Origin of the sequence: Pseudomonas sp. P7548, assembly GCF_013386585.1 — a bacterium.
GTDB lineage: Bacteria > Pseudomonadota > Gammaproteobacteria > Pseudomonadales > Pseudomonadaceae > Aquipseudomonas.
Genome location: NZ_JACARO010000048.1, coordinates 1 through 12,576, shown reverse-complemented (window position 1 = coordinate 12,576; position 12,576 = coordinate 1). Strand labels below are relative to the sequence as shown.

8 protein-coding genes are annotated in these 12,576 nt (G+C 62.5%); 3 read left to right on the top strand and 5 right to left on the bottom strand.

What is annotated here, in order from left to right; genetic code table 11:
- The 5 genes from HX803_RS20520 to HX803_RS20500 form a co-directional block, all read right to left on the bottom strand.
- Positions 1-1,311 carry a nitrate/nitrite transporter gene (locus HX803_RS20520; RefSeq protein WP_178922989.1) on the bottom strand — a complete coding sequence of 437 codons (1,311 nt, stop codon included), beginning with the start codon at positions 1,309-1,311 and terminating at the stop codon, positions 1-3.
- Between the two features lie 76 nt (positions 1,312-1,387).
- Entirely contained in the window at positions 1,388-2,812 is a 1,425-nt protein-coding gene (gene aldA, locus HX803_RS20515) for an aldehyde dehydrogenase (protein WP_178922987.1), read from the bottom strand.
- Between the two features lie 122 nt (positions 2,813-2,934).
- Entirely contained in the window at positions 2,935-4,380 is a 1,446-nt protein-coding gene (locus HX803_RS20510; protein ID WP_178922985.1) for a mechanosensitive ion channel family protein, read from the bottom strand.
- A 166-nt stretch (positions 4,381-4,546) separates the two neighbouring features.
- Positions 4,547-5,413 (bottom strand): pirin family protein, encoded by an 867-nt coding sequence (locus tag HX803_RS20505; protein ID WP_178922983.1) that lies wholly within the window; start codon positions 5,411-5,413, stop codon positions 4,547-4,549.
- 76 nt (positions 5,414-5,489) lie between these two features.
- Complete coding sequence (locus tag HX803_RS20500) at positions 5,490-6,695, bottom strand: multidrug effflux MFS transporter (RefSeq protein WP_178922981.1); 1,206 nt, start codon at positions 6,693-6,695, stop codon at positions 5,490-5,492.
- 101 nt (positions 6,696-6,796) lie between these two features.
- Between HX803_RS20500 and HX803_RS20495 the strand changes: the two genes are divergently transcribed.
- The 3 genes from HX803_RS20495 to HX803_RS20485 form a co-directional block, all read left to right on the top strand.
- Positions 6,797-7,903 (top strand): efflux RND transporter periplasmic adaptor subunit, encoded by a 1,107-nt coding sequence (locus HX803_RS20495; RefSeq protein WP_178922979.1) that lies wholly within the window; start codon positions 6,797-6,799, stop codon positions 7,901-7,903.
- 2 nt (positions 7,904-7,905) lie between these two features.
- The gene (locus HX803_RS20490) at positions 7,906-10,989 is read left to right on the top strand and encodes an efflux RND transporter permease subunit (RefSeq protein WP_178922976.1); all 3,084 of its coding nucleotides are present in this window, start codon (positions 7,906-7,908) and stop codon (positions 10,987-10,989) included.
- 98 nt (positions 10,990-11,087) lie between these two features.
- Positions 11,088-12,576 (top strand): DUF6531 domain-containing protein (locus HX803_RS20485; RefSeq protein WP_372339932.1); only part of this gene is annotated, 1,489 nt, incomplete at its 3' end.

Sequence of the window (12,576 nt, the reverse complement as noted above, 5' to 3'; positions counted from 1 at the left end):
TCAGGCACCTGTCTGGTTGAATTTTTTACGGTTGATTCGGGCGCGCAGGGTCAAGGCCGCGAGGGTGCCAAGCACGCCGATGAAGGCGATGTAGCCGAAATACAGGTTGTAGCCGGCCTTGCCTGGGTAGGTGTCGGTCAGGTAGCCGTTGATCAGCGGGATAAAGGTGTCCGGCAGGTAACCCACCACCGAGACGATGCCGATGGCCAGCCCGGTGATGCGCAGCGGGATGTCACAGCTGTCGAGGATCGCCCAGTACAGGCCACGGATCGCGTAGGTCATCAGGCCGATGAAGATCACCGTGCCGATCAGCAGGCCCAGGCTGTTGAACGCCGGGAACACGATCAGCCCGACCATCGCCAGGGTCACCAGCGCCAGGGCGACGATCAGCACCGAGATGTTCGAGAACTTGTCCCCCAGCCAACCGCCACCAATGCCGCCGATGGGGCGCATCCACAGCTTGATGGTGGTGATGGTGCCGGCCATCACGGCGGTCATGCCGCTGCCTTGCAGGTAGTCGGAGAAGCTGTAGGTGGCCCAGAACATGTGGTAACCGCAGAACACGATGGCGGTCACCAGCCACAGCTCGGGGATCTTCACCAGGGTGGTCAGGTCGGCGATCAGGTTGAACTTGCCCTTCTCCACCGCTGCGGTTTCAGCCAGGGACTTGGGGTCCTTGAGCAGCACCAGGCCGCAGCCGATGGCGATACAGATGAACGAGTACATGTACACGACGTGCTTGAAGCCTTCGGCGGCCGACTCGCTACGGGTCTCGGTGGCGTAGGCGAACAAGCCCAGGGCGACGGTGGCGAGCAAGGCTTCCACCAACCCACGGCCGCCGTCGAGGATGCCGAAGAAACGGCCCTGTTCGGTGTGGTGGGCAATCATCTTCACGCGCTTGAGCACCGAAGCCCAGAACGTCAGGCCGGTGGTCAGGCCCCAGCAGCCGAAGATGATCATCAAGCCGGTCATCGACGGCACGCTGGCGTACCACAGGCCCAATGCGCCGGTGGCGACCAGGGAGAAGAAGATCAGGAAACGCGGTGGCAAACGGTCGGCCAGCCAGCCGCTGGGCAAGTAGCTGAGCAGGAAGATCGTGCCCAGCATGGAGTACAGGTAGCCCAGCTCGCTGTGGTTGATGTGGAACACTTCCAGCATGGTGGTCTGGTAGACCTGGCGCAGGTAGAGGATCGGGTAGATCGCCCCTGCGGCCAGTACCAGCAACAGCAATTGGAAGTAGCGACTGGCTTTGTCGCTGTTTGCCGCGGACACGGCAACGGAAACCTGGGCAACGGGTGCAGGCTTGGACATCGTGTGGACCTCAGGCACCCGATGCGCGGGTGCCCTGATAATTGTTTTTATTGAAGGTGCAGCAGGTGTTCGTGGATCAGTACTTCATGACCACCAAGCGGGTCTGGGTGAATTCAAGCATCCCGTGCTTACCGTCATCGCCGCCCAGCCCCGAGCGTTTCCAGCCGGCGTGGAACCCTTGGTAAGGGTCAGCCGGGGTGCGATTGACGTACAACTCGCCGGCTTCAATGGCATTCGCCACTTTCATCGCCGTGCGGTAGTTCTCGGTGTAGAGCACCGATGACAGGCCGAACTGATGGTCGTTGGCCATGGCCAGCGCTTCATCGATGTCGCGGTACTTGAGCACCGGCAACACCGGGCCGAAGATTTCTTCCTGGATGATTTCCATGTCCTGGCGGCAACCACTGAGCAAGGTCGGCGGGTAGAAATGGCCCGGGCCCTCGGGCAGCACACCGCCTGTTTCCAGTACAGCACCGGCGGCGACGGCGCGCTCGACCATGGCGTGGATATTCTTTTGCGAACTGGCGTTGACCAGCGGGCCCATCAGGCTGGCGTCGGTTGCGCGATCACCGAACTTCACCGCGCTGATCTTTGTTTTGAGCAAGGCCAGGAACCGGTCGTAGACAGCCTCGTGCACGTAGACACGCTCCACCGCCGTGCACAGCTGGCCGCAGTGGGTGGTCTTGGAGGCGACAATGGCGCTGGCGGCCTTTTCCAGGTCGGCGTCGGCTTCGATGATCGCCGGGGTCTTCCCGCCCAGTTCCAGGGACGGCTTGGCGATGTTGGCCTTGCAGTAATCGAGCACGATGCGCCCGGCATTCACGCTACCGGTGAGGGTAATCAGGCCGACGGCCTTGTGGGTGCAGACGCTGGCAGCGGTGCCGTGGTCCATGGTCAGGATGTTGATCACACCCGCCGGAATGCCGGCCTTGACCACCGCACGGGCGATCTCGAACGCCGACAGCGGCGTGTTGTTGCTCGGACGCACCACCACGGTGTTGCCCGCGATCAGCGCCGGGGCGATCTTGCGCAGCAGGGTGTAGACCGGGTAGTTGAACGGGATCAGGCAGGCCACGACGCCAATCGGCTCGCGTTGCAGGAACAGGTTTTCGTCCGGGGTATCGCTGGGGATGATCTCGCCTTCGATACGGCGCGCCCATTCGGCGTGGTAACGGGTGATCTGGGCGGCGTAGCGCGCTTCGTTGCTGGCGTCGCTGACGCTCTTGCCCGACTCGCTGGCCAGGGCTGTGCCAATGGCTTCGGCGCAGGCGTCGAGGGCATCGGCAAAGGCCCGCAGGTGTTCGGCGCGTTCGATACTGGTGAGCTTGCCCCAGGTTTTCTGGGCGATGGCGGCGGCGTCGACGGCGGCAATCGCCTCATCGGCCGTGGCCGCGCTGACGTGGCCCACCAGGGTTTCGGTGGCCGGGTTGTAGACGGCGATCAGCGCGTCGCTGGCAGGTTCGACAAATTGACCGTTGAAAAAATTGCGCTCGAGTTGCATGTGGTTCGCCCAACGTTGTTGTTATCCGAGTGACATGCAGTTTTGTCATCGGCCAGCCGTTGGACAAACGATTTATTGCGTGGGGTAACGTGCGAAAAATGCAGGTTAGTCAGATTTATCGCTCAGAGACCACGTTGGCGCAGCCACTGCAGGAAGCCCTTCTTCACCGGCACCACCGGCGCCTCCTGGGTCAGGGCCTGCGCGGCGTGCACGCGGAAATCGAGCAACGCCTTCATCGCCTCGCTGATGTCGTGGCGCGCATCCAGGCACGGCTTCAAGTATTCCTTCTCGATGCGGTACAGGGTGCAAAAGGTCTTCGCCGAAAAATCCGCCAGCGCGGCCTGGTCCGACAAGATCCCCGCCTCGCCAATCACCTCCCCCGGCCCCATGCGCCCGGCCTCAAACTTATGGCCGCCCTTGATCAGCATCACCGAGACCACGCCGGACTCGACGATGAACAAGTGATCGCTGACCTCCCCGGCCGGCAGGATCATCTCGCCCGCGCGGTAGGTGTGCAGGGTCATGTTCTGGCTGAAGGTGTCTTTTTCTTCCTGGCGCAAGGTGGAGAAGATCGACGAACGCTCCAGCAGCGCTCGCGCGGCGGACATGGCCGGTGGGGCGCTGCTTTCGGTGGCCGACAACAGCCCCACCCCCGCCGCTTGCAAGTGCCGGAACGCCAGGTCGTACAGCTGATTGCGCACTTCGCGCTTGAGGCTCATGGCCGGCACGAAACCACTGATTTCGTACTCGACGCCGCCACTGGCAGAGGTCTTGAACGCCACGCTGGGTGCCGGTTTGGCCAGCAGCGGTCGGCACCCCTGCATCGCCCGCTCCAGCGCCTCGATCACGGTTTGCGGGCGCGCGTGGGGGCTGACTTGCAGGCTGACCGCCAGGCCAAACATATCGGCCGGGCGGGAGAAGTTGATGATCTTGGCCTTGGCCGCCAGGGAGTTGGGGATCACCGCCAGGCTGCCCTGGGAGGTTTGCAGGCGCGTGGCGCGCCAGTCGATGTCGGTGACCCGGCCTTCGGTGCCGTCGATGGAGATCCAGTCATCGATCTGATAGGGCTTGGTGGTGTTGAGGACGATCCCGGAAAACACGTCGCTGAGGGTGCTCTGCAACGCCAGGCCGACGATGATCGCCACCGCGCCAGAGGTGGCGAGCACGCCCTTGACCGGCAGGTCGAGCACATAGGCCATGGCGGCAATGATGGCGATCAGGAAGATCACCGCGCCCACCAGGTCCTGCAACAGCCGCCCGGTGTGGCCGACCCGCTGCATCATCAGCGTGCCGAGCAACACCGTAAGGGTACGCGCCGCGAACAGCCACCAGCCGATCTGCAAGGCCGTGGCCGCCAGGTGCAACGCGGTGTTGTCGGCATAGGGCGCCATTTGCATGGGGTTCATGCCGTCGTTGAACAGTACGGCGCTGTACACGGCGAAGATCGCCAGGCGTGCGGCGAGTTTCCAGCTGGCGAGGTTGACGGAGATGAGGCGCCACACGGCGATGTCGATAAAGATCAGCGCCAGGGCGCACAGCATCGGGTGTTCAGCGATAAATGAGGGCATCCAGGCGGCTCCAGGGGACATGCCGAGAAGATCGCATGAAATGAAAACGCTGGAAACAAAATGTGGGAGCTGGCTTGCCTGCGATGCAGACGCCTCGGTATATGAGTTACACCGCGCTGATGCTATCGCCGGCAAGCCGGCTCCTACAGGGTTTTGCGGTGAGCAGTCAGGCGTGCATCTGGCCGAATTTGCCCGAGTGGAAGTCCTCGAACGCCTGGTGGATCTCCTGCTCGGTGTTCATCACGAACGGGCCGTGGCCGACAATGGGCTCGTCGATCGGCTCGCCGCTGAGCAGCAGCACCTTGGCGTCATCGTTGGCTTCCAGGGTGAGCTGGCGGCCATCACGCTCGAACAGCGCCAATTGGCCTTGGCGTGCGACTTCTTCACCGTTGACCAGCACCGTGCCGCGCAGGATCACCAGCGCGGTGTTGCGGCCGGCGTGCAGGTCCAGAGTGACCGGTTTGCCGGCGTTGAGGCGCAAGTCCCACACGTCGATAGGTGTAAAGGTGCGCGCCGGGCCCTGGGCACCGGCAAATTCACCGGCAATCAGGCGCAGGTGCCCGGCGCCGTCGGCCAGGGGCAACACAGGGATGTCGCCGTCGACAATCGTCTGGTAACCGGCGTCGGCAATTTTGTCCTTGGCGGGCAGGTTGACCCACAGTTGCACCATCTCCAGTGCGCCGCCGCGACGGGCGAAGTCCTCGGAATGGAACTCTTCGTGGAGGATGCCCTTGGCCGCCGTCATCCATTGCACGTCGCCAGGGCCGATTTTGCCGCCTGCGCCGGTGGAATCGCGGTGTTCGACCTCGCCGTCATACACGATGGTCACGGTCTCAAAACCGCGATGCGGGTGTTGGCCGACCCCGCGACGCTGTTCGGTGGGTGTGAAATCGGCCGGGCCGGCGTGATCCAGGAGCAGGAATGGGCTGATGTGCTTGCCCATCGAGTCGTAGGAAAACAGCGTGCGCACCGGGAAGCCGTCACCGACCCAATGGGCGCGAGGGCTGGTATAGATGCCGATCAATTTTTTCATGGTGTACCTCCAAAGTGAGTACACCTTAAGTCGGTTGGCCGGTGAGCACTAGCCGGCAAAAGCGGCCTTGATCGTTCTATGTATAGGACAATCCCTTGGCTTGGCGCTGACGCAGCAAGTGAAACGCGATAAAGGCCGTCACCGCAATACAGGCCTGGATGATGATCATCGGCGCGGCACTGCCATCGCGCAGTTGGCTTAGCAATACGCCGCTGCAGGTAGCGCCGAACATCTGTGCAAACCCCATCAAGCCGGCAGCCAGACCCGCGCGGTGCGCGTTGGGCATGACGGCACCGGTGACCGAGCCCGGTAACACCAGGCCACCGCCAAGGGTGACCAGCGCGATCGGCACATCCAGGCCCAGTACCGACAAGCCGAACAGCTTATAAATGGCCACGGCGGACACGCCGCCGACAGCCACCATCGTCACACCGATCGCCACAATCCGCTGCGGGCCCAGGCGCATGATGTTGCGTCGGGTGTAGGTGGAACCAACGATGAGCATCGACACGATCAGGCCGAAATTGATGCCGTACTCCAGACTGCTGAAGCCCAGCAGATTGATGAACACGGCTGAAGAACCGGCAATCACCGCAAACATGGCGCCATAGGTGCACGCCAGGGCGACGGCGAATGCGCGGTATTGGCGGCCCTTGAGCAGGTCCAGGTATTGCCCGCCCAGCGTGCGCCAGTGGCCGGCTTTGGGATCGAGGAAGTGGTTGCTCTCGCGAAAGAACAGCAGGGCCAGCAGTAACACCACGCTGCCAATCACCAGTGCGAGGATGATCGGCGCGTGCCAACCGAATAGCTTGATCAACAGGCCACCGACCATCGGCGCGACCACAATGGCATAGAGCATGCCGATCATGGTCAGGGCCAGTGCAGGCCCCGCCTCGGCTTTCCACACATCCCGCACCACGGTGCGCGCCAGTACCAATGCGGCGCAGGCGCCCAAGCCCTGCAGCACACGGGCGGCGATGAACTGACCAATATCGTTGACCAACAGCATCGACAGCGTCGCCAACACATACAGCACCAGGCCACCGATCAATACCGGGCGGCGGCCGATACGGTCCGACAGCGGCCCGAACAGTAATTGGCCAAGGCCGAATGCCGCGACGAAGGCCGACAACGCCAACAGCGCCGAACCCGCTGGCGCCGCCAGTGCGTGCTCGATGGCGCCAAGGCCGGGAATGATCAATTGGGTGGAAACCTCACCCAAGGCGGTAAGGGCAACCAGTAGAAACAACAAGCGGCGTGACGGTGCCGGGGCGTTTGCCATGGGGAATATCCGGGGGCTGGATTAATTTATATTTCGACCATAATATGCGTAAAAAATTATGTCCATAATTTTTTGCCCAATGGTTACCCCCGGAGCCCGTCATGAACCTTCTCCCCCTGCGTCTTCTCACGCCCCTGGCCCTGTTGATCACCCTCAGCGGCTGCAACAGCAAGGCCGACACCGCCGCCGAAGTGCCCCTGCCCCGCCCGGTATTGGCGGCCAAAGTCGAAGCCGCCGGCACCCAGCAAAGCGCCTACACCGGCGTGGTGGCGGCGCGCACGGAAAGCGATTTGGGCTTCCGGGTCAGCGGCAAGGTCATCGAACGCAAGGTAGACCCGGGCCAGCACGTGTCCCGTGGCGACACCTTGCTGGTGCTCGACATCGGCGACTTCGAACTGGCCCTGCGTTCGGCCAAGAACCGCGTCAGCGCCGCCCAGGCGCAGTTGCGCCAACGCCGCGACGATGAAAACCGCTACCAGCGCCTGGCCAGCACCGGTGCCGTGTCGCGGCAGATCTTCGACCAGTCGGCAACCAACCTGCGGGTGGCCGAAGCCGAACTGGCCGCCGCGCAATCCGACGCCAGCCAAATCGAAAACCGCCGCACCTATTCCGTCCTCAAGGCCGACGGCGACGGCATCATCACCGACGTGCGGGTCGACCGTGGCCAAGTGGTCGCCGAGGGGCAAATCGTCGCACGCCTGGCCCATGACGGGGCCCGTGAAGCCATCGTCAACCTGCCGGAAAACAGCCGCGACCAGGCCTCGCAGAAAGCCCTGGCCTTCCCCTTCGGCGCCCCGGACCAGGCCGTGACCGCCACCTTGCGCGAGCTGTCTGCGAGTGCCGACCCCACCACCCGCACCTACCGCGCCCGTTACGTACTGCACGGCGCCGTCGACCGCTTCGCCCTCGGTTCCACCATCACCGTACGCCTGCAAGGCAACGGCCAGGCCCAGCAAACCCGCGTGCCCATCGGCGCATTGCAGGATGCGGGACAAGGCACCGGCGTGTGGCTGATCGGCGTGGACGACAAGGTCACGTTTGCCCCGGTGAAAGTCGCCAGTCTCGGCCAGGAGGACGCCCTGCTCGACAGCGGCGTGGCCCCCGGCCAGACCATCGTCGCCCTCGGCGCGCACCTGCTGCACAACGGCGACAGCGTGCGCCTGCTGCCGGCCCAGCAATTGGCCCTCAACCGTAAACAGGACCACTGAGCATGCGCGGCATCAACCTCTCGGAACTGGCGGTCAAGCACCGCGCCGTCACGCTGTTCCTGATCATCGCGATCCTCGCGGCCGGGATCTTCTCGTTCGGCAAACTGGGGCGCGCCGAAGACCCCTCGTTTACCGTCAAGGTGATGACCATCACCGCCTCCTGGCCCGGGGCAACCGCCCAGGAGATGCAGGAGCAAGTGGCCGATCGCCTGGAAAAACGCCTGCAGGAACTGGACTACTACGACCGCGTCGAGACCATCGCCCAACCGGGCTTTGTCTCGATGCGCATGACCTACAAGGAGTCCACGCGGCCCAGCGAAATCCAGGACCTGTTCTATCAGACCCGCAAGAAGCTCAGCGATGAAGCCTCGAAACTGCCCAAGGGCGTGATCGGGCCGTTCTTCAACGATGAATATTCCGACGTGTACTTTGCCCTGTACGCCCTGGAAGCCGAGCACCTGCCCCATCGGCAACAGGTGCAGATGGCCGAGGACCTGCGCCAGGGGTTCCTCAACCTGCCGGGGGTGAAGAAGGTCAATATCCTCGGCGAGCAGGCGCAGCGCATTTTTGTCGAGTTCTCTTATGAGCGTTTGGCAACCCTGGGCATCAAGCCCGACCAGATCTTCGCCGCCCTCGCCGCCCAGAATGCCGTGGCCCCTTCAGGCTTCGTGGAAACCGCCGGCGCCCGCGCCTACATCCGCATCGACGGCGCCTTCGACAGCCTGGCGCTGATTGAAAACGTGCCGCTGGAAGTCAACGGCCGGCTGCTACGCATCGCCGATGTGGCCAGCGTGAGCCGAGGTTATGAGGACCCACCCAGCTATCGGATTCGCCATCAGGGCGACCCGGCGTTGATGCTCGGGGTGATCATGGAGAAGCACTGGAACGGCCTCGAACTGGACAAGAGCCTCAAGGCCCAGGAAGCCAAAATCCAGGCCGACCTGCCCCTGGGCGTGAACTTCGCCAAGGTGTCCGACCAGGCGAAGAACATCAGCCTGGCGGTGAATGAATTCATGCTCAAGTTCTTCGTCGCCCTGGCCGTGGTAATGGTTATCAGCCTGCTGGCCTTGGGGTTTCGTGTGGGCTTGGTGGTGGCCGCAGCGGTGCCGCTGACCTTGTCGGTGGTGTTCGTGATCATGCTGCTCACCGGGCGCGAGTTCGACCGTATTACCCTGGGCGCGCTGATCATTTCCCTGGGTTTGCTGGTGGACGACGCGATCATCGCCATCGAAATGATGGTGGTGAAACTCGAAGAAGGCTTCGACCGGATTCATGCCGCGACCTTTGCCTGGAGTTCCACCGCGGCGCCGATGCTCACCGGCACGCTGGTCACGATCATCGGTTTCCTGCCCGTGGGCTTTGCCCGCTCGGGCGCCGGGGAATATGCCGGCAATATCTTCTGGATCGTCGGCTTTGCGCTGATTTCGTCCTGGTTGGTGGCGGTGGTGTTCACGCCCTACCTCGGTGTGAAATTGCTGCCGCAGATCAAACCCGTGCCCGGTGGCCACGACGCGATCTATGCCGGTCGCTACTACCAGAAGCTGCGACGCCTGGTGGAGGCCTGCGTGCGCGGCCGTTGGCTGGTCACTGGATTGGTGGTGGCCGCGTTTGTGCTGTGCGGGCTGGGCATGGGCGTGGTGAAGAAGCAGTTTTTCCCCAACTCCGACCGCTCCGAGCTGATCCTGGAGGTGTACATGCCGCCTGGCAGTGCGTTCAAAAGCACCGAGGCGGTGGCGGCGCAACTGGAAAAAGCCCTGCTGGAAGAACCGCAAACCAGCTTGGTGGACACTTATGTGGGCGGCGGCGCGCCACGCTTTTTCCTGTCGCTGAACCCCGAGCTGCCCGACCCGGCCTTTGCCAAGCTGATTGTGCAGACCCCGGACTCCCATGCCCGCGACGCCTTGAAAGTGCGCATGCGTGAACGCATCGCGGCGGGTGAATTTCCGTCGGCACGGGTGCGCGTAACGCAGCTGTTGTTCGGCCCGCCAGTGCCGTTCCCGGTGGTGTTCCGCGTCTCCGGGCCGAACGTGGATGTGCTGCGCGGCCTGTCTGAAGAGGTGCGCAAAGTCGTTGCGGCCAACAAGCTGACCAAGGACGTCTTCCTCGATTGGGGCGAGCGCACCAGCGGTTATCGCCTGGTGCTGGATCAGGACCGCCTGCGCCTGTTGGGTTTCACGCCCAATGAGGTCAAGTCGCAGCTCAATGCGCTGCTCAGTGGCAACCCGATCACCGAAGTGCGCGAGGGTAACCGCACCGTCTCGGTGGTGGCCCGTGCTCAGGGCAGCCAGCGGGAGAACCTGGGCAACCTCAACAACATGACCCTCACCAACAGCGCCGGCACCTCGGTACCGCTGGCCCAGGTCGGGCACTTCCAGGCGGTGATGGAGGAGCCGATCCTCAAGCGTCGCAACCGAGCGACCACGGTGGAAGTACGCGCCGACATCATCGACGGCGTGCAACCGCCCGACGTTGAAATGGCCACCTACAAAGACCTGCAACCGCTGATCGCCAAACTGCCGGCCGGTTACCAGATCGACATCGGCGGCCCCGTGGAAGAAAGCGCCAAGGCCAACGTCGCCCTGGCGGCGCTGTTCCCGATTATGATCCTGCTGACCCTGACGGTGATCATGTTCCAGGTGCGCTCGTTCGGCGTGATGTTCATGGTCTTCGCCACCGCCCCGCTGGGGCTGATCGGTGCGGTGCCGACCTTGTTGCTGTTCAACCAGCCGTTCGGCTTCAACGCCATCCTGGGGTTGATCGGCATTGGCGGTATTTTGATGCGCAACACGCTGATCTTCACCGACCAGATCCGGCAGAACGAGGAACACGGCATGGCCATTCGCGAGGCGATCATCGAAGCCACGGTGCGCCGTGCAAGGCCGGTGATATTGACCGCGCTGGCGGCGGCGCTGGCGTTCATTCCGCTGACGCTGTCGGTGTTCTGGTCGTCGCTGGCGTATGTGCTGATCGGCGGAGTGCTGGTGGGCACGGTGTTGACGCTGTTGTTCCTGCCGGCGCTGTGCAGTTTGGTGCTGGGCCGAAAGCGTACGAATGCTGTTGAAACCTCGCACGTGACCGCCGGATAAGCTCTACAGAAAACGCCTGAAAACCACTGCAAAGTCCTTCGCCTGATCACACAGTGCGAAGGATTGCAGATGGATTTTCTTGTTGTTGGAGCTGTTTCTTGAACCCGGCCATTGGCAGGCTCGCCCTGACCCCAATGGACGTGAAGACGGTCGATGTCGAAGCCGTCTTTCGCGATTTCCGGGAATGCCTGAACACGTTTGATGACTGGGCGGAAAGCTTTTGGAGCTTTTCAGCGCTGGAAGTCGAACAGGTCTTCAAGGTCGGCGATGAAGTAGCGCTGGTCGCGCCGATCTCCTCTAAAGCACCAAGTCCCACCGTCGGCATGTGCGACGCACAGGGTTCGCTGACGCTGGTGCACCTGTTTGAAAGCACCCAGTTCGTGCCAATCGGCAACACACCCGTGATGCTCCAAGCCATCGCCCCGGATGGCAGCCCAATCGGCCCTCCCCTTCATCGCACCATCGGCCCCAGCGGCATTCTTGAAGTCAAGGATTGCACCCGCGATCAACGTTACCAGGTCACCTTTTATCCCAACGTTTCCAAGGACCACGTCAAGGCGCTGTATGCGTCTTACCAGACTGTGATCGAAGGGTTGGAAACGCGTTTGCGTGAAGCCTGGAAAAGCACCTTCGAAACCCAGTGGAAAGACTATACCGACGCCACCCCGCTTGACCGACGCCGGATGCTGGAGACAGCGTTTCTGAGTGGCATGGGCAAGGCGTTGTACAGCCTTTGGGACAACCTCACCCAGCTGTTCGACTTGCTGGCCGATATAAAGCCCAACAGTGAAAAGCTGCTGCACTACCTGTCGCAAGCCGAACTAGATGAACTGCTGAAGCTGGGCAGCGAATCCATTGCCAAGGGTTTGCTGGTGCTCAATGACGAGCCGCTGTTGTTCATTTATGTGTCGGCGATATCCAGCTGGATTCGGATGTTGCCACCGCAGGAAATGAACGAGGTGATGGGCGAAATCACCGGCGAGATCCTGATCAGCCTGTTGCTGATTCGGGCAACGGCAGGCATGGGTGTAACGGTGCGCCTCGGGGTTCAGGTGCTGGGGCATATCAAGTCCGGCCGAGTGCGTAAATGGCTGGAGATGTTGGCGGAGCAGCTTGTAGGGCCCCGTTTGGACGCACATGTCGAGGTGGTTAGACCCTTATTGCTTGGGGGGCCTGCAACGCCGATCAAGATGATCCCGGCTGTGCCGTTGAAGGCTGGGAATCACCTGGTTTCAAACCCGGTGCCGGTAGTTCGGGAAAAGGCTGCACAGCGTACGGTGCTGGTCAGGCAGGAACAGGTCGATGACGTGCCGGTGTCCGGGAAAAACCAGAACGGCGATGCGGCGACCTGCTCGGCGACTACGTGCAAGAACGGCTGCCCGGTGTCGATGGTCACCGGCGAGGAATTGCTCACCCTCACCGATGGCACGCTCGATGGGATATTGCCGTTCGAGTGGACCCGGCTTTATCGCACCAGCGCCGTGGAAGTGGATTGCGGGTTGGGGTTTGGTTGGAGCCATGCCCTGGCGCATCGCCTGGTGGTTGCGGGTGATTCGGTGGTGTGGATCGATCATGAGAACCGCTCGA

Coding starts and splice junctions, on each gene's coding strand:
- HX803_RS20490 (WP_178922976.1), top strand. CDS start 7,906: ATGCGCGGCATCAACCTCTCGGAACTGGCGGTCAAGCACCGCGCCGTC.
- HX803_RS20520 (WP_178922989.1), bottom strand. CDS start 1,311: ATGTCCAAGCCTGCACCCGTTGCCCAGGTTTCCGTTGCCGTGTCCGCG.
- HX803_RS20500 (WP_178922981.1), bottom strand. CDS start 6,695: ATGGCAAACGCCCCGGCACCGTCACGCCGCTTGTTGTTTCTACTGGTT.
- HX803_RS20495 (WP_178922979.1), top strand. CDS start 6,797: ATGAACCTTCTCCCCCTGCGTCTTCTCACGCCCCTGGCCCTGTTGATC.
- aldA (WP_178922987.1), bottom strand. CDS start 2,812: ATGCAACTCGAGCGCAATTTTTTCAACGGTCAATTTGTCGAACCTGCC.
- HX803_RS20505 (WP_178922983.1), bottom strand. CDS start 5,413: ATGAAAAAATTGATCGGCATCTATACCAGCCCTCGCGCCCATTGGGTC.
- HX803_RS20510 (WP_178922985.1), bottom strand. CDS start 4,380: ATGCCCTCATTTATCGCTGAACACCCGATGCTGTGCGCCCTGGCGCTG.